We start from the raw sequence: 23,002 nt of genomic DNA on the forward strand, positions 1-23,002 counted from the left end.
CATGAGCACCCCCTTCGACCTCACCGGGCGTCGCGCCCTGGTCACCGGTTCCAGCCGCGGAATCGGGCTCGCGATCGCGCGCTCGCTGCTCGAGGCCGGCGCCCACGTCGTCGTGCACGGGCGCGACACCTCCACGGTGGGCGAGACGGCGGACGCCCTCGCCCGGGACTTCGGAGCGGATGCCGTCTCCACGGCTGTCTTCGACGTCACCGCCGAGGAGGCCGTGATCGACGGCATCCGCGGGATCGAGGCCGCCGGCCCCCTCGACATCCTCGTCAACAACGCGGGCCTGCAGCACCGCGAGCCGCTGCTGGAGGTCAGCCTCGAGAACTGGGAGCGCGTCATCCGCACCGACCTCACCAGCGCCTTCCTCGTCGGGCGCACGGCCGCCCGTGCGATGGTGGCGCGGGGGAGCGGTGCGATCGTCAACATCTGCTCGGTGCAGACCGACCTCGCCCGCCCGACGATCGGGGCGTACACCGCCGCGAAGGGCGGGCTGCGCAACCTCACCAAGGCGATGACGGCGGAGTGGGCGGGCAGCGGCGTGCGCGTCAACGGCGTGGCCCCCGGGTACATCCGCACCGAGCTCACGCAGGCGCTCGTCGACGACCCCGCGTTCAACTCCTGGGTGCTCGGACGCACCCCGGTCGGGCGCTGGGGCGAGCCGGAGGACATCGGCGGTGCCGTGGTGTGGCTCTCGTCGGACGCCTCGCGCTTCGTGTCGGGCCAGGTCGTCTTCGTCGACGGCGGAATGACGGCGGTCGTCTGATGGCCGCCGCGCTCCACGCCGTCGTGATCCACGAGGCCGGCGACCTGCGCATCGACCCGATCGCCGAGCCCGTGCCCGCCCCCGACGAGGCCGTGATCGACATCGTCTACGGCGGCATCTGCGGGTCCGACCTGCACTACTGGAAGCACGGAGCCGCGGGGGAGTCGATCCTGCGCGCGCCGATGGTGCTCGGGCACGAGGTGGTCGGCGTGGTCCGGCGGGCCGCCGCCGACGGCAGCGGGCCGTGGGAGGGCGCGCGCGTCGCCGTGCATCCCGCGACCCCGGCGCAGGAGCACGTCCGGCATCCGATCGACCGCCCCAACATCGCGGGCGGCGGGTACCTCGGCTCGGCCGCGCGCTTCCCGCACCGCGACGGCGCGTTCGCCCACCGGGTCGCGATGCCCACGCGGATGCTGCGCACCCTCCCCGAGGGGATCGACCTGCGGGAGGCGGCGCTCATCGAGCCCGCCAGCGTCGCCTGGCACGCCGTCAACCGGATCGGCGACGTCTCCGACCTCTCGGCGCTCGTCGTCGGATGCGGTCCGATCGGACTGCTCGCGGTCGCGGTGCTCCGGGCCCGAGGCGCGCGGCACATCACCGCCGTCGATCTGCACGAGCGCCCGTTGCGCATCGCCCGGGAGCTCGGGGCCGATGTCGTCCTGCAACAGCCCGATACCGCCGACGTCGCGGCGATCGACGCCGACGTGGTGATCGAGTCGTCCGGCAGTCCGCAGGGACTCGACACCGCGATCCGTGGTGCCGCCCGTGGCGGCGTGGTCGCGATGGTGGGGCTGTTGCCCAGCGGTCCGCAGCCCGTGCAGGTCGCGCTCGCGATCGCCCGCGAGCTCGATCTGCTCGGCTCCTTCCGCTTCAACGACGAGATCGACGAGGTGATCGCGGCGCTCGCCGACGGCACGCTGCGCATCGCGCCCGTGATCAGTCACGTCAAGCGCTGGCGCTCCGCCGCCGACGCCTTCGCGACCGCCGCCGATCCGACGGTGTCGAGCAAGGTGCTGCTGCAGTTCGGGAAGGCGTGATGAGCGTGATGAGCGTGCTGAGCGCCTCCCGTCCGCTCGTCGTGGTGATGGGCGTCGCCGGCTCCGGCAAGTCGACCGTCGGTGCCGCCCTGGCCGACCGGCTGCGGCTGCCGTTCGGAGACGCCGACGACCTGCATCCGTCTGCCAACGTCGAGAAGATGTCGCAGGGCATCCCGCTCACCGACGAGGATCGCGCCCCCTGGCTCGACGCCGTCGGCGAGGAGATCGCCCGGCATCGCGTGCCGGGGCTCGTGATCGCCTGCTCCGCGCTCAAGGTCGCCTACCGCGACGTGCTGCGCGCGCACGCGCCCGAGGTGTTCTTCCTGCACCTCGAGACCACCAAGCGCGTGCTCGCCCAGCGGATGCTGGTGCGCTCCGAGCACTTCATGCCGCTCGCGCTCCTCGACTCGCAGCTCGACACCCTCGAGCCTCTCGCGGGCGATGAGAACGGATTCGCGATCGACGCGCGGCGCAGCGTCGACGAGATCATCGGTGCGGCAGAACGGGTGCTCCGAGCCGAACCGGCCGCCCGACGGTCATGAGCGGGCGCGCGGTCTGGGTGTCGGCGCCGCACGGCAGCGTCGCCGGTTACGAAGCGGGATGCCGCACCCGGGCGATGTGCCCGATGGGGCCCGACTCCGACATCCTCACGTGCGCCGAGGCGGCGCTGCGGCGGCGCGGCGACTACCGGTTGGCGCGCATGCCGCTCGATCAGCCCGTGCCGCGCTCGGGCGACGTCGACGAGGTGGTCGTCTCGCCGGGCGGTGTGCGCGAGGTGCACGGCACGCCCTGGGGCTATGCCCGCGGATGCCGCGACCCGCAGCCGTGCCCGAACCGGCGTCTGGGCGCGGTGACCTGCGCAGAGTCGCGTCGTCGCTACGTGCACGACTACGTCTCGCGCCGGGCGGCGGGGGAGGGGGCGCCGATCGATCACGGCACCCCGAACGGTTACTTCATGGGGTGCCGCGACCGGCGGCTGTGCCCGCGCGGCGATGACGGCGTCTCGTGCGCCGAGGCCCGGGCCGAGCATCGACGCAGCCTCGCCCGCGCGGCCGGAGTCGCGCCGCGGGCCGAGACCCTCGACTCCGGGGCGGCGGCCGCGCGCATCCGCGACCTGCGCTCGCGCGGCTGGTCGTTGCGGCGGATCGCGGCGGCGACGGGGTGCGGACGCACGACGATCGCGGAGCTCGCCGTGGAGGACGGCCCGGTACGGCGTCGGGTCACCGCCGACACCCTGCAGCGGATCCTGGGGGTGGCCGCGGGGTAGATCGCAGGGCGGGTGGTTGCCTCCCGTCAACAGTTGCACTTTTGCAACTAACGGCGTATGGTTGACACTTATCAACTTTCTACGCTGGAGCGTTCCCCTGTGACAACCATCTCTTCACCCGCGCACGACACCGTGCGCTCACCGCGCGAGGTCTTCACCGCGATCTCCGGGCTCGTCGTCGGCATGTTCGTCGCCGTGCTCTCGGGCACCGTCGTGTCGACCTCGATGCCGGTCATCATCGCCGACCTCGGCGGCACGCAGTCCCAGTACACCTGGGTCATCACCGCGAGCCTGCTCGCCACCGCCGTCTCCACGCCGATCTGGGGCAAGCTGGCCGACCTCGTCGACCGCAAGATCCTTGTGCAGATCTCACTCATCCTCTTCACGGCCGGCACCGTGATCGCCGGATTCTCGACCGACACGAACATGCTCATCGCGGTGCGCGTCATCCAGGGCATCGGCGTCGGCGGCCTCATGTCGCTCGTCATGATCGCGGTCGCCCTCATCATCTCGCCGCGTGAGCGCGGCAAGTACATGGGCGTCGTCGGCGGCATCATGGCCCTCGGCACCATCGGCGGCCCGCTGCTCGGCGGACTCCTCACCGACGTGTGGGGCTGGCGCTCGAACTTCTTCGTCGGCGTGCCGTTCGCCCTCCTCGCCCTCGTGCTCCTGCAGTTCACGCTGCACCTGCCCAAGCCGCAGCGAGACAGCAAGGTCTCGATCGACTACTTCGGAATCGTGCTGCTCGCGGTCGGCGTCTCGACCCTCCTCATCTGGGTCTCGATGGGCGGCAGCCAGTTCGAGTGGGACTCGTCGACCAGCATCATGCTCGCCGTCATCGCCGGCGTCGCGATCGCCGCGTTCATCACCGTCGAGTTCTTCGTCAAGGAACCGATCGTGCCGATGTCGCTCTTCCGCAACCGCACCTTCACGCTCTCGGTCATCGCGTCCATCGCGATCGGCGTCTCCATGTTCGCCACCTCGGTGTTCCTCGCCCAGTACTTCCAGCTGGCCCGTGGCGCCACGCCGACCGAGTCGGGTCTCATGACGATCCCGATGATCATCGGCCAGATGGGCGCGTCGATCATCATCGGCCAGCTCGTCAGCCGCTTCGGCAAGTGGAAGGGATGGATGCTCACGGGCTCCGTGCTCACCACGATCGGCGTGAGCCTGATGTCGACGCTGCGCTACGACACCCCGTTCCCGCTGGTGGCCGTGTACATGTTCGTGCTCGGCGCGGGTCTCGGCATGGTCATGCAGAACCTCACGCTCATCGTGCAGAACGACACCGCCCCGCAGCAGCTGGGTGCGGCCTCGTCGAACGTGAACTTCTTCCGCACGATCGCCGGCACCATCGGCGTCACCGTCATGGGCTCGCTGCTCTCGACGAGCGTCGCCGGGTACATGACCGACTCGCTGAAGGACTTCGTGCCGTCGACGCAGGGCGAGATCGACGCGCTGCAGCACCTCGCCTCGGGTGACGTGCCGAAGGTCGGTCAGCTGCCCGACACGATCCGCGCGATCGTCGAGGGGGCCTACGGCCACGGCATCGCGGATGCCTTCATCATCGCCATCCCGCTCGCGGTCATCGCCGTCATCGCGATCGCGTTCCTCAAGAACAAGCCGCTGTCGACCAAGAATGCCGCCGAGCAGCTGCGCGAGCAGGCCGAGGAGTCGGTGCTCGAGGTCTCCGAGGCCGAGGTCGGTGCGACGATGTCGACCGGTGCGATCCGCATCGCGGGCACGGCATCCGCTTCTCCCTCCTCTCCGTCTGCTCCGTCGACCGGTTCGGTGACGACCGTTCTCGAACGCGACGGCCGGGAGTCGAGGGGCTGAGATGATCGGCTCGGATGCCGTCGCATCGCCCGACGCGGAGACCGCGCTGGGTGACCTGCAGACGCACCTCAACCTCATCTTCGCCCGCACGCGGACGCTGTGGCGGGAGTCCGCCGCCCGCATATCGCCCGAGCTGCAGGTGGGTGGGTACAAGCTGCTGACCTTCATCGATCGAGCCGGCTCCGTCAGCGCGCACGAGTTGGCGGAGCGGTTCGAGATGGACAAGTCGGTGGTGAGCCGCCAGGTGCGGATGCTCGAAGATCTCGGTCTGATCGAGTCCCGTCCGGACGAGCGCGACGGGCGCCTGCGGGTGCTGACGGCGACGCCGTCGGCCTGTGCGGCGCTCGCCGAGCTGCGCCGCGACCACGGCGTGCGGCTGCGCGCGGTGGTCGCCGAGCTCACGCCCGAGGAGATCCACGCGGCATCCAAGGTCTTCCGGCTGCTGTCGGAGGTGTGACGCACGAAGCCCCGCCGGGCGGTCGACGGCGGGGCTTCGTCGTGCGCCGCCGTTAGGCTGGCGATCATGAGCGCCTCGACCGACGAACCCGCCCGCGAGGGCGCGCCCGCCGCGCAGTCCGCGGCGCAGCCCGGCACGCAGCCCGGGAGCGTCGACATCGACCAGGCGGTCTCGCGCGTCGAGCACGAGCTGGGTCGGCTGTTCGCGCGCATCCGGGTGAGCTGGCGCGAGGCGGCGACCACCGTGCATCCGGATCTGCAGCCCCTCGGATACCAGGTGCTCACGTCGATCGCGACGGGCAAGGCGACCTCGGCCGGCGCGATCATCGAGCGCCTGCAGACCGACAAGTCGGCCGTCAGCCGTCACGTGCGCCAGCTCGAGCAGCTGGGACTGGTCGAGAGCGTTCCCGACCCCGACGATCGCCGGGCCCGTGTGCTGGTCGCCACCGATCTCGCGCAGGAGCGGGTCGCGCTCGCCCGCTCTCGCTACGAGGCGCGCCTCGCCGAGCGGTTGAGCCGCTGGTCGGCCGAAGACCTCGATCGCTTCTCGGAACTGCTGGCCGCCTTCGGCGATTGAGGCCCGTCTCGTCCGCTATCGGGGTGGGCGCTCAGCACAGCCGGTGGGGGCGACGCTGTGGCGTCGCGACGGTGACGACCGGCATCCGCCTGGCTAGCCTGGAGGAATGGAGAGCTTCGACTTCCCCTCCGTCGATCTGGCGTACCTCAGGTCGACGCTCGGTGAACCCGAGGCGCCGACCACGCAGAAGATCACGAACTTCCTCGACGAGAACTGCCTGACCTTCCTCGCGCACTCGCCGTTCTGCAGCCTGGCGACCGCGGATGCCGCGGGCAATTGCGACAGCTCGCCGCGCGGAGACTATCCCGGTTTCGTGCGGGCGCTCGATCCGCGCACCCTGGTGATCCCCGACCGGCTCGGCAACAAGATCGCCGACTCGATGACCAACATCATCGACAACGGGCACATCGGACTGCTGTGCTTCGTGCCGGGCATGACCGAGACGCTGCGCATCAACGGCACGGCGACCGTCACGAACGACCCCTCGCTGCTGGCGATGCTCGAGCAGGACCATGCGGTTCCCGATCTCGCGATCGTCGTGCGCACCGAGCAGGTGTACCTGCACTGCGGGCGCGCGCTCGTGCGGGCGGGTCTCTGGGACGCCGAGATGCAGGACCTCGCCGAGGAGGTGCCGACCTCGGGCACGATCTGGGCGAGCATGTCGGGCTTCGATCCCTCGGTCGGCGACGTGATCGACGACGCGATGGCCGGCGCCTACCGGAACCTGTACTGAATGCGGTCCCGTGCGGGGATGCTCCCCCTCGTCGTGAGCGAGATCGTCCGTGAGACGCCCTCGATCGTCAGCCTCCGTCTCGCCGCGCCCGACGGCACCGCGCTGCCGCCGTGGCAGCCGGGGGCGCACGTCGACGTGCAGCTCATCACGCGGCACGAGCGCCAGTACTCGCTGTGCGGCGACCCCGCCGATGCGCACGGCTATCGGATCGCCGTGCTGCGCGAGGAGTTCTCGCGCGGGGGCTCGCACTACATCCACTCGTTCCTGCGGGTGGGGAGCCGGGTGTGGGTGCGCCCGCCCCGCAACCTCTTCACCCTGTCGGATGCTCCGGCGTACCACCTGCTCGCGGCGGGCATCGGCATCACGCCGATCCTGGCGATGGCGCGGCATCTGGCCGCCGAGGATGCCGACTGGCGGATGACGTATCTGGTGCGTCGGCGCGAGGACGTGGCTTTCGCGGACGATCTCGCTGCCCTCGGCGATCGCGTCACGATCCATGTCGGCGCCGAAGCCGGGCGGATGGATCTGGCCGAGCTCTACGCGGGCCTCGCGCCCGGCACCGCGGTCTACGCCTGCGGACCGCAGCGCTTCGTCGATGCGCTCGACGACCTCGCGGGTGCCCTGCCCGGCGGTGCGAGTCTGCACGTGGAGCGCTTCGAGCCGAAGCCGCGCGAGTTCCGGCCGAACGAGGCGTTCACCGTGGTCTGCGCGGGCAGTGACGTCACGGTCGAGGTGCCGGCCGAGCGTTCGATGCTCGGCGCGCTGCAGAGTGCGGGCGTGCCGGTCGAGGGCTCGTGTCTGCGGGGCATCTGCGGCTCCTGCGCGGTGACCGTGCTCGACGGCATCCCCGAGCATCGGGACTCGCTCACCGGTGACGACGCGTCGATGACGATGTACCCGTGCGTCTCGCGGGCGCTGTCGCCGACGCTCGTGATCGACGCCTGAGGCGGAGCTGCTCGCCTCCGCCCCGCCTCCCCGCTGCCTCCGCGATGGGCGGAGAACTCCGTGAGGGGCGGAGATTCCGGGAACAAACATCCGCCCGACGCCGAGAACTCCGCCCATCGCGGGGGTCTCAGCGCGAGGTCGGCGGCAGTTTGTCGACGCCGTGCCGGTTCGGTTTGCCGGGCTCGGCGGCCGTGTCGGGCGACACGCTCCCGTGCTCGGCGGGCTCGCTCGAAGTCGGGTAGCTGGGCTCGTCGATCTCGACGGCCTTATCGCGCTCATCGAGCGGGGGCAGATGGTCGAGGGGCTGCTTGATGTCATCGGGGTTGTGGCTCATACCTCACCATCCGCTGCCCGGTGGTTCGCAGGCCAGGGGGTTGAGAACCCGCGGGGGCTGTGATGGGGTCGGAGGCATGCGCTCGCGACCCCTGCTCGTCTTCGACGGCGACTGCGGGTTCTGCACGACCGCGGTGAGCGTGCTCGAGAAACGGCTCGCGCGTTTCCCCGACGCCGAGCCCTGGCAGTGGCTCGACCTCGATGCGCTCCGCCTGAGCAACCACGACGTCACGCGCTACGTCTGGCTGGTCGTGGGGGAGCAGCGGTTCCGCGGGCACAGGGCCTTCGCTGCACTGCTGCGGATGCAGCCCGGCCGGTGGATGCGATTCCTCGGACGGATGCTGGTGACCCCGCCGTTCGCGTGGGCGGCGGCGCTCGGCTACGCACTCGTCGCCCGCTTCCGGCACCGCCTCCCGGGCGGGACGGCCGCCTGCGCGATGCCGAGGGGACACGCCCGAGGATTTAGTTAGGATTACCTACCCTAACTAAATCCTTGTTACGGTCGAAGGGCTCCCCCTTCCACCGACAGATTGGTCTTCGCCGTGCTCCGCCGGTCCTCTCTCGCTGCCCTCGTCGCCGCCTCCGCCCTACTCCTCGCCTCCTGCGCCTCGACCGGAGACACCGCGGAACAACCGGAATCGGGGGAGGGCGTCACCCTCGAACACCCCTCGCTCGAGGGGCTGTCGATCGACTTCGCCGCGCAGCCCGAGAGCATCGTGATGGACTGCTACGCCTACAGCTCGCTGCACGAGTACGGCATCGAGCCCGTCGCCCTCTTCGGCTACGAGTGCGACAACCCCTTCGTGATGGGCGATGCCGACATCTCCGACATCCCGAAGATCGGGACCGACGGCGAGATCGACGTCGAGAAGCTCGCCGAGCTGCGCCCCGACGCGATCATCGGCCAGGGCACCGCCGACGGCTGGCAGTGGTTCGACGAGGACGTGAACGCGCAGATCACTCGCGTCGCCCCGTTCGTGCCGCTGCCTGGCAGTGAGACGATCGACGGTCGCATCGCCGACACCCGCACGATCGCCGCGTTCTTCGGTGCCGACGTCACCTCCGACGCCATCGTGCAGTCCGACGCCGACCTGGAAGACGCCAAGGAGGCCTTCAGTGCGGCGATCACCGGCAGCGGTCTGAACATCATGCTCACCAGCCCCGCGAAGGAGATGCTGTACACCGGCGTCGGCTTCGCCCAGGCCGAACTGCTCGAAGAACTCGGCGCGACCATCGTCGGCGCCGACGCCCCCGAGACCGGCAACCCGTGGGGGCAGGTCGCCTGGGAGGATGCCTCGACCTACCCGGCCGACATCCTGCTCATCGAGGGCTACGGCGACGACTTCTCCTTCACCGCCGACCTCTGGGACGCGCTGCCCGCCGTGCAGGCCGACCAGCTCGGCGCCTGGAGCTCGAAGGGCGCCATGACGGCCACGACGTACGCGGCCTGGCTGAACGACGTCGCCGACCTCGTATCGTCGTCGACGAAGGTCTCCTGACCGCCGGATGAACCCGCAGCCCGCGGCATCCGGGCCCGCCCCGAACACCCTCGTGTCCGGGGCGGACCCGCGCCCGCCCTCGCCCCGCTCCTCGCCCCTCTCCGCCGCCCGCTCCTCCGCCGGGCGGCGCTGGGTCGGGCTCGTACCGCTCGCGATCCTCTGCGTCGCAGCCCTCGCCGCCAGCATGCTCGTCGGCTCTCGTGCCGTTCCGCCGGCCGAGGTGATCCAGGCCCTCCTGCATCCCGACCCCGCCGACGCGATCTCGCAGACCGTCTGGTTCTCGCGCGTTCCGCGCACCGTGCTCATCCTCGTCGCGGGGGCGGCGCTCGGCGTCGCCGGAGCGCTCATGCAGGCCGTCACCCGCAACCCCATGACCGACCCCGGCATCCTGGGTGTGAACGCGGGCGCCTCGCTCGCCGTCGTCGTGGGGCTCGCGTTCTTCGGCACGACCGACATCTCGCAGTACATGTGGTGGTCGTTCGCGGGGGCGATGATCACCTCGGTGCTCGTCTTCGTGATCGGCAACACCGGCACCGCCCGCGGCAACCCCGTGCGCATGACCCTGTCGGGCGTCGCGCTCGGCGCGGTGCTCATGGGGTTCTCGTCGGCCGTGCTGCTGACGCACTCCGAGATCCTCGAGAAGATGCGCGGGTGGTCGGCGGGCACCACGGCCTCGCAGCCGCTCGAGGCGACGCTCGCGATCGTGCCGTTCATCGTCGTGGGCCTCGTCATCGCCCTGCTCAGCTCGCGCTCCCTCGACGTGCTGTCGTTGGGCGAGGCATCCGCCGTGGCGATGGGTGCGCATCCGAACCGCATCCGTCTCGTCGTGCTCGTCGCGATCGCCCTGCTCGCGGGCGGCGCGACGGCCGCGGCCGGGCCCATCGGCTTCCTCGGGCTGCTCGCCCCGCATCTCGCGCGCATGATCGTCGGCCCGCACCAGGGGTGGATCCTCGCGTACTCGGTGCTCATCGCGCCGACCGTCATGGGGTTCGCCGATGTGCTCGGCCGCGTCATCACCGCGGGTGAGGTGCCGGTGGGTGTCGTGACCGCGTTCATCGGAGCACCCGTGCTCATCTACATGGTGCGGCGCTTCCGCGTCTCGGAGGTGTGAGGCGATGACCGACCTCGACTTCGGCCGACGCGTGCACCGCATCGGTCCGCGCTCCCGCCCGTTCCTGCTCGTCGACGCGCGCTCGGCCCGCATCTGCGCAGGACTCTGGATCGCGATCGTGCTGCTCGCCGTCTTCGCCGTGTTCTCGGGCTCCGCGCAGATCACCCCGATCGAGGCGCTCACGGCGCTCGTCGGCCAGGGCGACGCCTACACCTCGATGGTCGTGCTCGAGTGGCGCGCGCCGCGCATCCTCATGGCGGTGCTGCTCGGCGCGTGCCTGGCGATGAGCGGCGCGATCTTCCAGAACCTCACCGGCAACCCGCTGGGCTCGCCGGACGTGATCGGATTCCAGACCGGGTCGTACACCGGCGCGATCGTCGTGATGCTGCTGCTCGGCGGCGGCTCGGTCGAGACCATGGCCGGGGCGCTCGCCGGGGGTGTGGCGACCGCGTTCCTCGTGTTCCTGCTCTCGTCGAAGCGCGGGGCGGTGCGCGGGGTGCGGCTCATCATCGTGGGGATCGCGGTCAGCGCGATGCTCGCCTCGGTGAACGTGTGGATCCTGCTGACGGCGACCGTCGAAGACGCGATCATGGCGAGCCTGTGGGGTGCCGGCAACCTGTCGGGCGTCTCGTGGGCGACGTTCCTGGGGGCGTTCGGCGGATCGGCGGTCTTCCTGATCGCCGCGATGGCGTTGAGCAGGCCGATGCGATTGATGCAGATCGGGATGCCGTTCGCCACCGCCCTCGGCCAGAACGTGCGCGCGGTGCAGGTGGCGGCGATCGTGATCGGCGTCGGACTCACCGCCCTCGCCACGGCGACCGTCGGACCGATCTCGTTCATCGCGCTCGCGGCCCCGCAGATCGCGCGCCGGGTGGTGCGCTCCGACGGCCTCGCGCTCGGCCCGACCGCCGCCGTGGGGGCGCTGCTGCTGCTCCTCGCCGATGTCGTGGCGCAGCGCATCCATCCCGATTCCCCCCTGCCCGTCGGCATCGTCACGGTGTCGATCGGCGGACTGTACTTCCTGTGGCTGCTCCTGCGAGAGGGAAAGAAGAGATGACCCGACTGATGGTCGATGGCGCCGCACTCGGCTACGCCGACAAGCTCGTGTGCGCCGATGTGTCCGTCGAGATCCCTGACGGCGCGTTCACCGTGATCGTGGGGCCGAACGCCTGCGGCAAGTCGACGCTGCTCAAGAGCCTGACGCGGCTCCTGCCCCCGACCCGGGGGAGCGTGCTGCTCGACGGCAAGAGCCTGCACGATCTGCCCACCAAGCACGTGGCGCGCGAGGTCGGCCTCCTCCCGCAGGGACCGGTGGCGCCGGACGGCATCCGCGTCGTCGATCTGGTCACGCGGGGGCGGTACCCGCACCAGCGCCTGTTCGCGCCGTGGTCGCCCGAGGACGAGGCCGCCGTGGTCGAGGCGATGGACGCCACCGGCATCCGTCATCTGTCGGGTCGGATGGTCGACGAGCTCTCGGGCGGGCAGCGGCAGCGCGTGTGGATGGCGGTGGCGCTGGCGCAGCAGACGCCGATCCTGCTGCTCGACGAGCCGACGACCTACCTCGACGTCAGTCATCAGATCGAGCTGCTCGAACTGTGCCGCACGCTCAACCGCACGCAGGGGCACACGCTCGTCGCCGTGCTGCACGACCTCAACCAGGCCGCGCGCTACGCCGATCACGTGATCGCGATGAAGGATGGCGAGGTCGTCGCGACCGGCGCCCCCGGTGAGGTGATCACCGAGGCGCTCGTCGCCGACGTGTTCGGGCTCGACGCCCGGGTGATCGCCGATCCCGAGTCGGGGAGCCCGCTGGTCGTGCCGCGCTGGCCGCACGGCTGAGTTCCGGGGCGCGAGGGGCGTCAGCCGCGCGGCGGCGCCGTCGACGCGCGCACGATCAGCTCGTGCGAGGTGCTGACGGTGCGGGCTTCGTCGCTCGCGGGGCGCAGGATCAGCGCGACGGCGTGCTGCCCCATCTCGAACATCGGGATGCGAGCGGTGGTGAGCGCGGGGGCGACGTCGGCGGCGACCGCGATGTCGTCGAAGCCGACGACCGACAGATCGTCGGGAACGCGGATGCCCTGCTGGCGCAGTTCGCTCAGGATGCCGATGGCCATGGCGTCGTTGAGGCCGACGATCGCGGTGAGGTCGCGGTCCCGGAATTCGCCGTCGACGAGTTCGCGGGCGCCGGCGATACCGCCCTCGCGCGTGAACTCCTTCGACACCACGGTGAGTTCGACCTCGGCATCCGCGATGCCCTCGCGGAGCCCGGCGATGCGATCGGCGACGGTGTTGAGCTCGAGCGGGCCGGCGACGACGCCGATGCGGCGGTGCCCGAGCGCGGCGAGGTGCGCGCCGACCGAGACGCCGGCGCGGTGGTTGTCGGGCAGCACGGCGTCGATCGGCAGGTAGTGGCGGCCGATGACGGCGGCGCGGCCGCCGGCGAGCGCGAACTCGGCGAGGGCGGCGGTCATCTTCTGCTCGTGCTCGGGGTCGGCGTACCCGGAGCCGGCGATGATGATCGACCCCACTCTCTGCCGGAGCAGCGCCTGCACCTGGGCGAGCTCGCTCTCGGGGGTACGGTCGGCCTGGGCGATCTGCACGGAGCGGTTCTCGAGGGTGGCGCTGCGGATGACGCCGCTGGCGATCTCGGAGAAGTAGGGGTCGCCGATCTCGTGCACCAGCAGTCCGATGGTCGGCACGAGCCCGCCCGCGAGGCCGCGAGCGTGCAGGTTGGGTTCGTAGCCGAGCTCCTGCGCGACGCGTCGCACGTGGGCGGCGACCTCGGGTGAGATGCCCGAACCCCCGCTCATGGCGCGGGAGGCGCTCGCCAGGGAGACCCCGGCCGCCTCGGCGACGTCCACGAGTCGCGGCGTACCTGTACGCTTCACGAAAACCTCCCCCTGGAGCAAAATCGACGCTGATCGCGCTGTGGGTTGCTCTCGTTCTTCCACGCAAGTATAGTGGCGGAAGCGCTTACGAAAGCGCTTTCGCTTACGATGACGTAGGAGACACCCGCATGACTGCACGCCGCCAAGGTCGACGGATTGCCGCAGCGATCGGATCGTTGACGATCGCCGCCCTCACGGTTTCGGCCTGTTCCGGAACCGGTGACCAGTCGGAAGGGGGTGGATCGGACGACCCCATCGTCATCGGCATCTCGCTGCCGCTCACCGGCGACTTCTCGGAGCCGGGCAAGGGCGTCGAGCGGGGCTACGAGGCCTGGCGAGACATCATCAACGAGAACGGCGGACTGCTCGGTCGCCAGGTCGAGCTGAAGATCCTCGACGACCAGTCCAACGCCGACCGCGTCGTCTCGGACTACGAGTCGCTCATCGCGCAGGACGGCGTCGACCTGGTCTTCGGCCCGTTCTCGACCCGCCTGGTCGTGCCCTCGGCGCGTGTCGCGCAGGAGTACGGCATGCTCTTCGTCGAGCCGGCGGGAGCCGCGGCCGAGGTGTTCGAGCAGGGCTTCGACAACCTCTTCTACGCCGCCCCCGCGATCGCGAACGATCACTACAACAACCTCGCCGACTACCTGCTCGCCCTTCCCGAGGACCAGCGTCCCGAGACGGCGGCCGTCGCCGCGATGGACGACCCCTTCGCGCAGGGCACCGCCTACGGTCTCCGCGACAAGCTCGAGGAGGCCGGCGTCGAGATCCTCGTCGACGAGGTCTACCCGCCCAACACGACCGACTTCTCGACGATCGCGGCGAAGATCGCGCAGTCGGATGCCGACATCGTGATCGGCGGCACCCAGTACCAGGACGCGGTCAACCTGATCATCGCGCTGCAGCAGCTGAACTACCAGCCCGAGCTCGCCGCGTTCTCGACCGCTCCGACCAACCCCGAGTTCGCCGCGGCGATCGGCGGGGCGACCGAGGGCATCCTCGCTCCCACCGGCTACTCGCCCGACTCGCAGTTCCCCAGCAACATCGAGTTCGTCGAGAAGTACACCGAGATGCACGGCAACCCGCCGGCCGAGGACGAGGCGAACGCCTACACGACCGGCCAGGTCGTGGCCGCGGCCGTCGAGGCCGTCGGCTGCGCCGAACAGGGCGAGTGCCAGCAGCAGCTCATCGACTGGCTCCGTGACAACGAGGTGGAGACCGTGGTCGGCCCCCTGAGCTGGGACGAGACGGGCAAGCCCACCGGCGCCCACCTCATCCAGCAGTGGGTCGGCGGCGAGATCCGCATCGTCCTCCCCGAGGACGTCAAGGAGACCGACTTCCTCTTCCCGAAGCCGACGTGGTGATCCGCACATCGTGAGTGGAGCACTGCTACTTCAAAGCCTGATCCTCGGCGTGCTGCTGGGAGGGCTCTACGCCCTCCTGGCCGCAGGCCTCACCCTCTACTTCGGCATCATGCGCGTCGTGATGATCGCGCACTCCGCGTTCCTCATCCTCGCCGCGTACCTCGCCTGGTGGTTCAACCGCGAGACCGGGCTCGACCCGCTCATCTCCCTGGTCGTCACCGTGCCGCTGTTCTTCGTGACCGGCGTCGTGATGCAGCGTCTGCTGGTGTCGCGGCTCAAGCCCCTGACGCTCACCATGATGTCGGTGCTGCTCACCTTCGCGGTGGCGCTGATCATCGAGGGGGCGCTCGGGTTCTTCTTCTCGGGCACCCAGCGGCGCATCCCGCTGCCGTACGCCAGCGCGAGCCTCGACTTCTTCGGCGCCCAGGTGCCGGTCGTCAAGCTCATCGCGTTCGGTCTCGCGGCCGTGGCGCTCGCCGGCCTCTTCGTGCTGCTGAAGTACACGCGGTTCGGGCAGGCGCTGCGCGCCACGATCCAGCATCCGGAGGCGGCGCGACTGGTCGGCATCAACACCGACCGCGTCGCGGGCTACGGCTTCGGCCTCGGCCTCGCGACCGCCGCGATCGGCGGCACGGCGCTCTCGCTCGACGCCACGATCTACCCGTCGCTGCACTGGCACTGGATCGGACCGCTCATGGCGATCATCGTCGTCGGCGGTCTCGGCAGCATCCCGGGCGCGGCCATCGCGGCGCTCGTCCTCGGAGTCGCGCAGAGCCTGCTGCAGCTCCCCCTCGGACCCACGTGGGCGCAGACGATCTTCTACGTCGCCCTGTTCGCCACGCTGATGTTCCGCCCGCAAGGATTCTTCGGAGGTCGTCTTGCCCAGCGTTTCTAGCCGCGAACCGATCGCGACCGAGACGGTCGTCATCGCTCCGCCCGCTCCCACCCGTCGTCGTTCGACGACGTGGATCAAGCTCGCCGCTCTCGTCATCGGCGCGGCGCTCATCCTCTCGTTCCCGACCATCGCCCCGAACCCGTACATCCTGTCGGCGGGCGTCGTCATCCTCAACTACGCCGTGCTGTCGACGGGGTGGAACTTCATGGGCGGGTTCACGGGGTACATCTCCCTGGGGCACGCCGCGTACTTCGGGCTCGGGGCCTACGGCACCGCGCTCCTGATCAAGTACCTGGCGCTGCCGGGCTTCGTCGCCTGGATCCTCGCCGCTCTGCTCGTCGCGGTCATCGCGATCCCGATCGGCATCGCCGCCCTCCGGGTGCGCGGAGCGTCGTTCGTGATCGTCTCGATCGCCTTCGTGCTCATCATGCTGCTGGTCTTCCAGAGCTGGCGCGAGGTGACCGGCGGCTCCGAGGGACTCAACGTCCCCCGTCCGTTCCCCGGCATGCTGCGCCCCGAGCACCACCGCGTGTTCTTCTACCTGTTCGTCGCCCTGCTCGCGTTCGCGCTGCTGGTGTGGTGGATCATCGACCGGTCGAAGTTCGGCACCGCGCTCAAGTCCATCCGCGAGGACGAGGACAAGGCGCAGTCGCTGGGCGTGCCGACCACCCGCTACAAGCTCATCGCCTACATCCTCTCGGCGCTGTTCGTGTCGCTGGGCGGCGGGCTCTACGCCCTGTGGTTCGGCGACCTCGACCCGATCTTCCAGTTCTCGATCCTCATCGGTTCGTACATGGTGCTCATGGCGCTGCTCGGCGGGGTGCGCAACCTCTTCGGCCCGCTCCTCGGAGCCGTCGTCGTGGGTGTCGCCCTCGAGTACTTCAAGCTCGAGTTCGGTGACACGCAGTTCCACCTCATCGCCACCGGCATCCTGCTCGGCATCGTCGTGCTCTTCATGCCCGACGGCGTCATCCCCGCGGTGCGCAACCTCGTCACCCGCAAATCCGACCAGGCCTCGATCCGCGAGGTGACCGCCGGCGAGCTCCTCGAGCAGAACGAGAAGCGAACAGCGGATGCCGCGGCGAAGGAGACGTCAGCATGAACGCCGCCACCACCACGCTCGACAGCCTCAGCACCGTCGAGATGACCAAGAGGTTCGGCGGCGTGACCGCGGTCGACGCCGCCACGGTCACCTTCCAGGAGGGCAAGGTCAACGGGCTGATCGGGCCGAACGGCTCGGGCAAGACGACCTTCTTCAACTGCGTGACCGGCATGATCAAGCCGGACTCCGGCGAGGTGCGGTACCGGGGGCAGGCGATCACCCGCAAGTCGCCCGACCGCATCGCCCGTGCGGGCATCGGCCGCAGCTTCCAGCTGTGCCGGGTGTTCCCGCGCATGACAGTGATGGAGAACCTGCTGGTCGCGGTGCGCAGCACGAGCATCCGCCAGCAGCTGCGCTCGGCGCACGATCCGGAGGAGCTGGAGCGGGCCCGCGGTTGGCTGCGGCGCGTCGGCATCGATCACCTCGAGCACGCCGAGGCCCGCAACCTCAGCTACGGCCAGCAGAAGCTGTTGGAGTTGGCGGGAGTGCTCATGGGCGAGCCCGACACGATCATGCTCGACGAGCCCGCCGGTGGCGTGAACCCCGCCCTCATCGGGCGCATCGCGACCCTCGTGCGCGAGCTCAATGAGGAGGGCAAGACCTTCATCATCGTCGAGCACAACATGGAGATGGTCATGAGCCTGTGCGACCACGTGATCGTGTTCGACCGCGGGCGTCCGATCGCCGCGGGCACCCCCGAGATCATCCAGCAAGACCCGCGAGTCCTGGAGGCCTACCTTGGAGTCTGAAGCGAAGAACCTGCTCGAGCTGCGCGACATCGAGGCCGGGTACGGCCGGGCGGCGCTCGTGCTGCGCGGTCTCACCGTCGAGGTGCCGCCGGGATCGGTGGTCTGCCTCGTGGGGCCGAACGGCGCCGGCAAGTCGACCGTGCTGAAGGTCGCGAGCGGCATGCTCAAGCCGCGCTCGGGGAAGATCGAGGTCGACGGCCGCGACATCACCGGCGAGGGCCCGCAGTCGATGCTGCGCCACGGCCTCGCCCACGTGCTGCAGGGCCACAGCGTCTTCCGCGAGATGACGGTCGGCGAGAACGTGATGCTCGGCGCCTTCACCCTCAAGGACCAGAAGGTGATCCAGGAGCGCGTGGAGTTCGTGCAGAACCTCTTCCCCATCGTGGGGGAGCGGTGGAAGCAGCTCGCCGGGCTCCTCTCGGGCGGCCAGCAGAAGCAGGTCGAGTTCGCCCGGTCGCTCATGGTGAGCCCCAAGGTCGTGCTCCTCGACGAGCCGTCGATGGGCCTCGACCCCAAGACCACCGAGAAGGTGTTCGAGCAGATCGTGCGCATGCGCGATGCCGGAACCGCGGTGCTGCTCGTCGAGCAGAACGCGCGACGGGCGCTCGAGACCGCCGACATCGGCTGTGTGCTCGACCTCGGTCGCGTGCACATCTCTGGCCCGGCATCCGAACTGCTCGCCGACCCCACCCTCGCCGCGCTCTACCTCGGCGGCAAGCCCGCCGCGGCCGGCAACTGACTCGCATGAACAGCACCCTGACGGAAGAACGGAACGAGATGTCACTCACCACCACCGCCTCTCCCGAGGCTCCCGCATCCGCTCCCGCGAAGACGCGCGAGATCGGCATCATCATGAACGGCGTCTCGGGACGCATGGGCTACCGCCAGCACCTCGTGCGCTCGATCCTCGCGATCCGCGACGAGGGCGGCATCGAACTCTCCGACGGCACGAGGGTGACGGTGCGGCCGCTCCTCGTCGGCCGCAGCGAGACGAAGCTCGCCGAGCTCGCGGAGCGCCACGGCATCGCCGACTACACGACGGATCTCGATGCGGCGCTCGCCGATCCGCAGTGGGAGATCTACGCCGACTTCCTCGTGACGAAGGCGCGCGCCACGGCGCTGCGCAAGGCGATCGCGGCCGGCAAGACGATCTACACCGAGAAGCCGACCGCCGAGTCGCTCGAGGAGTCGCTCGAACTCGCCCGCCTCGCCCGCGAGGCCGGCGTCAAGACCGGTGTCGTGCACGACAAGCTCTACCTCCCCGGTCTGCAGAAGCTCAAGCGACTGATCGACTCGGGCTTCTTCGGGCGCATCCTCTCGGTGCGCGGCGAGTTCGGCTACTGGGTCTTCGAGGGCGACTGGCAGCCCGCGCAGCGCCCGAGCTGGAACTACCGCACCGAGGACGGCGGCGGCATCATCGTCGACATGTTCCCGCACTGGAACTACGTGCTCGAGAACCTGTTCGGCACGGTCGAGAGCGTCTACGCGCAGGCGGCCGTGCACATCCCCGACCGCTGGGACGAGCACGGCGAGCGCTACATCGCCACCGCGGAGGACGCGGCCTACGGCATCTTCGAGCTCGAGGGTGGGGCGATCGCGCAGATCAACTCCTCGTGGACCGTGCGCGTCAACCGCGACGAACTCGTCGAGTTCCACGTCGACGGCACGCTCGGCTCGGCGGTCGTCGGGCTCTTCGGTGCCAAGATCCAGCACCGCAACGCGACCCCGAAGCCGGTGTGGAACCCCGACCTCGCCGACGACCACGACTACGCGGCCGACTGGGCCGGCGTGCCGACGAACGAGGTCTTCCAGAACGGCTTCCGGCAGCAGTGGGAGGAGTTCCTGGAGTCGTACGTTCTCGGCACCGACTACGCGTTCGACCTGCTGGCGGGTGCCCGCGGCGTGCAGCTGGCCGAGGCCGGACTCGCGTCGTCGCGCGAGGGGCGCAAGATCGAACTGACCCCGCTCACCGAGGGGTGACGACCATGGGCGCGCTCACCCTGCTCGCCCCGGACGGCTCGACCTCGCAGGTCGAGCTGTCCGAGGCGCCCGCCTACACCCGCCCCGACGGCCCGTTGCGGAGCCGCGTGGCCTACGCCGCGGCGCACGTCGTGCCGAAGGTCGCGGGAGACAACACCCCGGGGCGTCCCGCCGAGATCGACTGGGATGCGACGCTCGCCTTCCGCCGCCACGCCTACGCGTGGGGGCTGGGCGTGGCCGACGCGATGGACACCGCCCAGCGCAACATGGGACTGGATGCCGCGGCCACCCGAGAGCTGATCTCGCGCTCGGCCGCGGTCGCCCGCGAGGAGGGCGGCGCCGTCGTCGTCGGGGTCAACACCGACCACGTCGACGACGAGCAGATCACGGTGGATGCCGTCATCGACGCCTACAAGACGCAGCTGCACTTCACCGAGGAGCAGGGCGCCGGCCCCGTGATCATGGCGTCGCGCCACCTGGCCCGCGCCGCCCGGTCGGCCGACGACTACCGCCGGGTGTACCGCGAGGTGCTGGGGGCCGCGACGACCCCGGTCGTGCTGCACTGGCTCGGCACCGCCTTCGACCCCGTACTGCAGGGGTATTTCGGCTCGGACGACTGGCGCGCGGCATCCGATGTGCTGATCGAGATCATCGGCGAGAACCCCGACAAGGTGTCGGGCGTCAAGATGAGCCTGCTCGACGCGGCATCCGAGGTCGCCGTGCGCGACCGCCTGCCGAACGGCGTGCGCATGTTCACCGGCGACGACTTCAACTACGTCGGCCTCATCGGCGGAGCGGACGTGCCGGACGCCGCGCAGCCCGTGAGCGAGGCGGCCGAGCCGCGTCGGCACTCCGACGCGCTGCTCGGAGCCTTCGCGGCGCTGACGACGTCGGCCTCGGCGGCGATCCAGGCGCTGGATGCCGGCGACCCCGGCCGCTACCTCGAGATCCTCGGCCCGACCGAGGCGCTGAGCCGGCAGATCTTCGCCGCACCCACCTTCTACTACAAGACGGGGGTCGCGTTCATGTCGTGGTTGAACGGTCACCAGCCCGCGTTTCAGATGGTCGGCGGCCTGCACTCCGCGCGCAGCCTGCCGCACCTGTCGCGCATCGTCGAGCTCGCGAACGAGGCGCGCGCGTTGGAGAACCCCGACCTCGCGGCCGGCCGCTGGCACGCGCTGCTGAATCTGAACGGTGTTCTCGCATGAATGGAGTGCTCGCATGACCGCGCCCGATCCCCGTCTGTCGATCAACCAGGCCACCATCAAGCACGCCGACCTCCGCACCGCCCTCGACGTCACGCGCGACGCCGGCATCGAGGCGATCGGCCTGTGGCGCGAGCCCGTGCAGGCCGTGGGGCTCGAGACCGCGGCGGCGATGCTCGCCGACTCGGGACTGCGCTTCACGACGCACTGCCGCGGCGGGTTCTTCACGGTGCCCGATGGCGACGCCCGGCGTGCTTCGCTCGACGACAACCGCGTCGCGATCGACGAGACCGCGGCGCTCGCCGCCGCCGGTGCTGCCGGATCGACCGCCGTGCTGGTGCTCGTCGCCGGCGGTCTGCCCGAGGGGTCGCGTGACATCGCGGGCGCCCGCGAACGGGTGCGTGACGCGATCGGTGATCTCGCGCCCTATGCCGCAGAAGCGGGAGTGACGCTCGCGATCGAGCCGCTGCATCCGATGTACGCGACCGACCGCTGCGTGGTCTCGACGCTCGGACTGGCGCTCGACATCGCCGCCGACTTCGACGCGCAGGTGGTGGGCGCCGCCGTCGACACGTTCCACATCTTCTGGGACCCCGACGTGCTCGCCCAGATCGCCCGCGCGGGCCGCGAGGGGCGCATCGCGACCTATCAGGTGTGCGACTGGAAGACCCCGCTGCCCGCCGACGTGCTGCTCAGCCGGCACTATCCGGGCGAGGGCGTGATCGACCTGCGCACCCTCACCGAGGCCGTGGTCGCCACCGGGTACGACCGCGACGTCGAGGTCGAGATCTTCCACGCCGACATCTGGGCCGACGATCCGGCCGCCGTCGTGCGGCGCACGGCCGAGACGTTCGGGCGCAGCGTCTCGCCGTTCCTCGCGCCGGCGGACTCTCGCGCCGCCCCTTCTCGACCGGCCCCTTCTCGACCGGCATAGGGTCGAGAGCGTGCACACCGTCGTCTTCGCCCCCGACAGCTTCAAGGGCACGATCGGTGCCGCCGACGTCGCCGCCGCGCTCGCCGCGGGGTGGGGCTCGGTGCGCCCCGGCGATCGTGTGGTGCTGCGGCCGATGGCCGACGGGGGAGAGGGCACGGTCGATGCCTTCGCCGCCGCGGTCGACGGTGCGGTGCGCGTGCCGGTGCGGGTGACGGGTCCGGACGGTGCGCCCACGGATGCCGCGTGGCTGAGGCTGCCGGCGACGCCCGACGCCCCGGGAGGCACGGGCGTCGTCGAACTCGCCTCGACGAGCGGCATCGAACTGCTCGGCGAGCGGCGCATCGGGGAGGAGGCGCACACGCTCGGCTTCGGACAGGCGATCGCCGCCGCCCTCGACGCCGGGGTCTCGCGCCTCGTGCTCGGGATCGGGTCGAGTGCGTCGACCGATGGCGGGACCGGGATGCTGACGGCGCTGGGCGCGCGGTTCCTGGATGCGTCCGGGGCGCCGATCGCGGTCGGTGCCCGCGGGCTCGCCGAGCTCGCGTCCCTCGATCTGACCGGGCTGCGCGCTCTGCCCCCGGGTGGCGTTCTCGTGCTCAGCGACGTGACGAATCCACTGGTGGGTCCGCTCGGGGCGGCGGCGGTGTTCGGCCCGCAGAAGGGGCTCGCGGGCGATGCAATCGAGCGCGCTGATGCGGCGCTCGCGCGACTCGCCTCCCTGCTGCCCGTCGATCCCGAGACCCCGGGTGCCGGCGCGGCCGGGGGCACCGGCTTCGGCCTGCTGGCCTGGGGTGCACGACTCGTGGCCGGTTCGGCCGAGGTCGGCGAACTGGTGGGGCTCCCGGGTGCGCTGGCCGAGGCATCCGCTGTCGGTCCTACCCTCGTGATCACCGGCGAGGGCGCGTTCGACGGGCAGTCGGGAGCCGGCAAGGTGCCCTCGTACGTCGCGGCCACTGCGGTCGACGCCGGGGTCGATGCTCTCCTCGTGGCCGGGCGGATCGATGCGGATGCCGACACCTCGGCGTTCGCCGCGCATGCCTCGCTGACCGAGCTCGCGGGGTCGGGCGAGGCCGCGATGCAGGACCCGGCGCGCTGGCTGCACGCCGCCGGGGCGTTGCTCGCGCGCTCGCTGGGCTGACCTCGGGGTGGGCCCTTCGACAGGCTCAGGGACCCAGTAGGTGCGTCGGGGTGGGGCCCTTCGACAGGCTCGGGGACCCAGTGGCGTGAAGCCGGGTCGCTGAGCCTGTCGAAGCGTCCCCGCCCTCGGCACAGATGACCCTTGCCTCCCCCACGCCTGCGCGCTAGCCTCGACGAAAGCGGTT

Annotated in this window: 25 protein-coding genes; 23 read left to right on the plus strand and 2 right to left on the minus strand. The window is 70.5% G+C overall.

From position 1 onward, the window contains the following. The first annotated feature begins 1 nt into the window (after position 1). The 9 genes from WFJ97_RS13005 (at position 2) to WFJ97_RS13045 (ending at position 7,620) form a co-directional block, all read left to right on the plus strand. Positions 2 to 769 (plus strand): glucose 1-dehydrogenase, encoded by a 768-nt coding sequence (locus WFJ97_RS13005; RefSeq protein ID WP_336641798.1) that lies wholly within the window; start codon positions 2 to 4, stop codon positions 767 to 769. Further along, positions 769 to 1,806 carry a zinc-binding dehydrogenase gene (locus tag WFJ97_RS13010; RefSeq protein WP_336641799.1) on the plus strand — a complete coding sequence of 346 codons (1,038 nt, stop codon included), beginning with the start codon at positions 769 to 771 and terminating at the stop codon, positions 1,804 to 1,806. Before WFJ97_RS13005 ends, WFJ97_RS13010 begins: the two co-directional genes overlap by 1 nt. Then, positions 1,806 to 2,348 (plus strand): gluconokinase, encoded by a 543-nt coding sequence (locus tag WFJ97_RS13015; protein ID WP_336641800.1) that lies wholly within the window; start codon positions 1,806 to 1,808, stop codon positions 2,346 to 2,348. Before WFJ97_RS13010 ends, WFJ97_RS13015 begins: the two co-directional genes overlap by 1 nt. Continuing rightward, positions 2,345 to 3,073 (plus strand): helix-turn-helix transcriptional regulator, encoded by a 729-nt coding sequence (locus WFJ97_RS13020; RefSeq protein WP_336641801.1) that lies wholly within the window; start codon positions 2,345 to 2,347, stop codon positions 3,071 to 3,073. The genes WFJ97_RS13015 and WFJ97_RS13020 overlap by 4 nt, the downstream gene beginning before the upstream one ends. 57 nt (positions 3,074 to 3,130) lie before the next feature. After that, entirely contained in the window at positions 3,131 to 4,909 is a 1,779-nt protein-coding gene (locus tag WFJ97_RS13025; protein ID WP_442928420.1) for a DHA2 family efflux MFS transporter permease subunit, read from the plus strand. Position 4,910: 1 nt separating this feature from the next. Continuing rightward, on the plus strand, positions 4,911 to 5,366 hold the full coding sequence (locus tag WFJ97_RS13030; RefSeq protein WP_247624597.1) for a MarR family winged helix-turn-helix transcriptional regulator: 456 nt from the start codon (positions 4,911 to 4,913) through the stop codon (positions 5,364 to 5,366). A gap of 66 nt (positions 5,367 to 5,432) precedes the next feature. Next, positions 5,433 to 5,942 (plus strand): MarR family winged helix-turn-helix transcriptional regulator, encoded by a 510-nt coding sequence (locus tag WFJ97_RS13035; RefSeq protein ID WP_336641803.1) that lies wholly within the window; start codon positions 5,433 to 5,435, stop codon positions 5,940 to 5,942. A gap of 106 nt (positions 5,943 to 6,048) precedes the next feature. Beyond that, positions 6,049 to 6,675 carry an MSMEG_1061 family FMN-dependent PPOX-type flavoprotein gene (locus WFJ97_RS13040; RefSeq protein WP_247624599.1) on the plus strand — a complete coding sequence of 209 codons (627 nt, stop codon included), beginning with the start codon at positions 6,049 to 6,051 and terminating at the stop codon, positions 6,673 to 6,675. Positions 6,676 to 6,693: 18 nt separating this feature from the next. Then, a complete protein-coding gene (locus tag WFJ97_RS13045) occupies positions 6,694 to 7,620 on the plus strand; it encodes a PDR/VanB family oxidoreductase (RefSeq protein ID WP_336641804.1) in 927 nt (308 codons plus the stop codon). Positions 7,621 to 7,747: 127 nt separating this feature from the next. Here the strand turns inward: WFJ97_RS13045 and WFJ97_RS13050 are convergent, their stop codons facing one another. Further along, complete coding sequence (locus WFJ97_RS13050) at positions 7,748 to 7,954, minus strand: hypothetical protein (protein ID WP_247624601.1); 207 nt, start codon at positions 7,952 to 7,954, stop codon at positions 7,748 to 7,750. Between the two features lie 76 nt (positions 7,955 to 8,030). Between WFJ97_RS13050 and WFJ97_RS13055 the strand changes: the two genes are divergently transcribed. The 5 genes from WFJ97_RS13055 (at position 8,031) to WFJ97_RS13075 (ending at position 12,402) form a co-directional block, all read left to right on the plus strand. Beyond that, positions 8,031 to 8,423, plus strand: a complete 393-nt coding sequence (locus WFJ97_RS13055) for a thiol-disulfide oxidoreductase DCC family protein (protein WP_336641805.1) — start codon at positions 8,031 to 8,033, stop codon at positions 8,421 to 8,423. Between the two features lie 72 nt (positions 8,424 to 8,495). Next, the gene (locus WFJ97_RS13060) at positions 8,496 to 9,452 is read left to right on the plus strand and encodes an ABC transporter substrate-binding protein (RefSeq protein WP_336641806.1); all 957 of its coding nucleotides are present in this window, start codon (positions 8,496 to 8,498) and stop codon (positions 9,450 to 9,452) included. A 7-nt stretch (positions 9,453 to 9,459) separates the two neighbouring features. Further along, a complete protein-coding gene (locus tag WFJ97_RS13065) occupies positions 9,460 to 10,563 on the plus strand; it encodes an iron chelate uptake ABC transporter family permease subunit (RefSeq protein WP_336641807.1) in 1,104 nt (367 codons plus the stop codon). A 4-nt stretch (positions 10,564 to 10,567) separates the two neighbouring features. After that, positions 10,568 to 11,620: a FecCD family ABC transporter permease gene (locus tag WFJ97_RS13070; RefSeq protein ID WP_336641808.1), complete on the plus strand. Its 1,053-nt coding sequence runs from the start codon at positions 10,568 to 10,570 to the stop codon at positions 11,618 to 11,620. Next, positions 11,617 to 12,402, plus strand: coding sequence for an ABC transporter ATP-binding protein (locus WFJ97_RS13075; protein WP_336641809.1), 786 nt, complete (start codon positions 11,617 to 11,619; stop codon positions 12,400 to 12,402). Before WFJ97_RS13070 ends, WFJ97_RS13075 begins: the two co-directional genes overlap by 4 nt. Positions 12,403 to 12,422: 20 nt before the next feature. Here WFJ97_RS13075 and WFJ97_RS13080 read toward each other — a convergent pair whose 3' ends face one another. Further along, on the minus strand, positions 12,423 to 13,451 hold the full coding sequence (locus tag WFJ97_RS13080; RefSeq protein ID WP_336641810.1) for a LacI family DNA-binding transcriptional regulator: 1,029 nt from the start codon (positions 13,449 to 13,451) through the stop codon (positions 12,423 to 12,425). 128 nt (positions 13,452 to 13,579) lie between these two features. Between WFJ97_RS13080 and WFJ97_RS13085 the strand changes: the two genes are divergently transcribed. From WFJ97_RS13085 to WFJ97_RS13125, 9 genes are read left to right on the plus strand one after another with little or no spacing between them, the layout of a single operon-like run. Continuing rightward, positions 13,580 to 14,815: an amino acid ABC transporter substrate-binding protein gene (locus WFJ97_RS13085; RefSeq protein ID WP_247624608.1), complete on the plus strand. Its 1,236-nt coding sequence runs from the start codon at positions 13,580 to 13,582 to the stop codon at positions 14,813 to 14,815. Between the two features lie 10 nt (positions 14,816 to 14,825). Next, complete coding sequence (locus WFJ97_RS13090; protein WP_247624609.1) at positions 14,826 to 15,710, plus strand: branched-chain amino acid ABC transporter permease; 885 nt, start codon at positions 14,826 to 14,828, stop codon at positions 15,708 to 15,710. Beyond that, on the plus strand, positions 15,694 to 16,812 hold the full coding sequence (locus WFJ97_RS13095; RefSeq protein WP_247633910.1) for a branched-chain amino acid ABC transporter permease: 1,119 nt from the start codon (positions 15,694 to 15,696) through the stop codon (positions 16,810 to 16,812). Before WFJ97_RS13090 ends, WFJ97_RS13095 begins: the two co-directional genes overlap by 17 nt. Beyond that, entirely contained in the window at positions 16,809 to 17,561 is a 753-nt protein-coding gene (locus tag WFJ97_RS13100) for an ABC transporter ATP-binding protein (RefSeq protein ID WP_247624611.1), read from the plus strand. Before WFJ97_RS13095 ends, WFJ97_RS13100 begins: the two co-directional genes overlap by 4 nt. Then, the gene (locus WFJ97_RS13105; protein ID WP_247633912.1) at positions 17,551 to 18,300 is read left to right on the plus strand and encodes an ABC transporter ATP-binding protein; all 750 of its coding nucleotides are present in this window, start codon (positions 17,551 to 17,553) and stop codon (positions 18,298 to 18,300) included. Before WFJ97_RS13100 ends, WFJ97_RS13105 begins: the two co-directional genes overlap by 11 nt. Before the next feature lie 38 nt (positions 18,301 to 18,338). Next, positions 18,339 to 19,541, plus strand: coding sequence for a Gfo/Idh/MocA family protein (locus WFJ97_RS13110; protein ID WP_247633913.1), 1,203 nt, complete (start codon positions 18,339 to 18,341; stop codon positions 19,539 to 19,541). Positions 19,542 to 19,546: 5 nt separating this feature from the next. Then, positions 19,547 to 20,749, plus strand: coding sequence for a dihydrodipicolinate synthase family protein (locus WFJ97_RS13115; protein WP_336641811.1), 1,203 nt, complete (start codon positions 19,547 to 19,549; stop codon positions 20,747 to 20,749). Positions 20,750 to 20,762: 13 nt separating this feature from the next. Next, positions 20,763 to 21,680 carry a sugar phosphate isomerase/epimerase family protein gene (locus tag WFJ97_RS13120; RefSeq protein WP_336641812.1) on the plus strand — a complete coding sequence of 306 codons (918 nt, stop codon included), beginning with the start codon at positions 20,763 to 20,765 and terminating at the stop codon, positions 21,678 to 21,680. A gap of 10 nt (positions 21,681 to 21,690) precedes the next feature. Then, positions 21,691 to 22,818 (plus strand): glycerate kinase, encoded by a 1,128-nt coding sequence (locus tag WFJ97_RS13125; RefSeq protein WP_336641813.1) that lies wholly within the window; start codon positions 21,691 to 21,693, stop codon positions 22,816 to 22,818. Positions 22,819 to 23,002 lie beyond the last annotated feature (184 nt).

This window comes from Microbacterium sp. USHLN272, assembly GCF_037149655.1.
GTDB lineage: Bacteria > Actinomycetota > Actinomycetes > Actinomycetales > Microbacteriaceae > Microbacterium > Microbacterium galbinum.

What these genes read in the sequence shown, in the direction of transcription:
- WFJ97_RS13005 (WP_336641798.1), top strand. Translation starts at nt 2, where the DNA reads ATGAGCACCCCCTTCGACCTCACCGGGCGTCGCGCCCTGGTCACCGGT.
- WFJ97_RS13010 (WP_336641799.1), top strand. Translation starts at nt 769, where the DNA reads ATGGCCGCCGCGCTCCACGCCGTCGTGATCCACGAGGCCGGCGACCTG.
- WFJ97_RS13015 (WP_336641800.1), top strand. Translation starts at nt 1,806, where the DNA reads ATGAGCGTGATGAGCGTGCTGAGCGCCTCCCGTCCGCTCGTCGTGGTG.
- WFJ97_RS13020 (WP_336641801.1), top strand. Translation starts at nt 2,345, where the DNA reads ATGAGCGGGCGCGCGGTCTGGGTGTCGGCGCCGCACGGCAGCGTCGCC.
- WFJ97_RS13025 (WP_442928420.1), top strand. Translation starts at nt 3,131, where the DNA reads ATGGTTGACACTTATCAACTTTCTACGCTGGAGCGTTCCCCTGTGACA.
- WFJ97_RS13030 (WP_247624597.1), top strand. Translation starts at nt 4,911, where the DNA reads ATGATCGGCTCGGATGCCGTCGCATCGCCCGACGCGGAGACCGCGCTG.
- WFJ97_RS13035 (WP_336641803.1), top strand. Translation starts at nt 5,433, where the DNA reads ATGAGCGCCTCGACCGACGAACCCGCCCGCGAGGGCGCGCCCGCCGCG.
- WFJ97_RS13040 (WP_247624599.1), top strand. Translation starts at nt 6,049, where the DNA reads ATGGAGAGCTTCGACTTCCCCTCCGTCGATCTGGCGTACCTCAGGTCG.
- WFJ97_RS13045 (WP_336641804.1), top strand. Translation starts at nt 6,694, where the DNA reads ATGCTCCCCCTCGTCGTGAGCGAGATCGTCCGTGAGACGCCCTCGATC.
- WFJ97_RS13050 (WP_247624601.1), bottom strand. Translation starts at nt 7,954, where the DNA reads ATGAGCCACAACCCCGATGACATCAAGCAGCCCCTCGACCATCTGCCC.
- WFJ97_RS13055 (WP_336641805.1), top strand. Translation starts at nt 8,031, where the DNA reads ATGCGCTCGCGACCCCTGCTCGTCTTCGACGGCGACTGCGGGTTCTGC.
- WFJ97_RS13065 (WP_336641807.1), top strand. Translation starts at nt 9,460, where the DNA reads ATGAACCCGCAGCCCGCGGCATCCGGGCCCGCCCCGAACACCCTCGTG.
- WFJ97_RS13070 (WP_336641808.1), top strand. Translation starts at nt 10,568, where the DNA reads ATGACCGACCTCGACTTCGGCCGACGCGTGCACCGCATCGGTCCGCGC.
- WFJ97_RS13075 (WP_336641809.1), top strand. Translation starts at nt 11,617, where the DNA reads ATGACCCGACTGATGGTCGATGGCGCCGCACTCGGCTACGCCGACAAG.
- WFJ97_RS13085 (WP_247624608.1), top strand. Translation starts at nt 13,580, where the DNA reads ATGACTGCACGCCGCCAAGGTCGACGGATTGCCGCAGCGATCGGATCG.
- WFJ97_RS13100 (WP_247624611.1), top strand. Translation starts at nt 16,809, where the DNA reads ATGAACGCCGCCACCACCACGCTCGACAGCCTCAGCACCGTCGAGATG.
- WFJ97_RS13110 (WP_247633913.1), top strand. Translation starts at nt 18,339, where the DNA reads ATGTCACTCACCACCACCGCCTCTCCCGAGGCTCCCGCATCCGCTCCC.
- WFJ97_RS13115 (WP_336641811.1), top strand. Translation starts at nt 19,547, where the DNA reads ATGGGCGCGCTCACCCTGCTCGCCCCGGACGGCTCGACCTCGCAGGTC.
- WFJ97_RS13120 (WP_336641812.1), top strand. Translation starts at nt 20,763, where the DNA reads ATGACCGCGCCCGATCCCCGTCTGTCGATCAACCAGGCCACCATCAAG.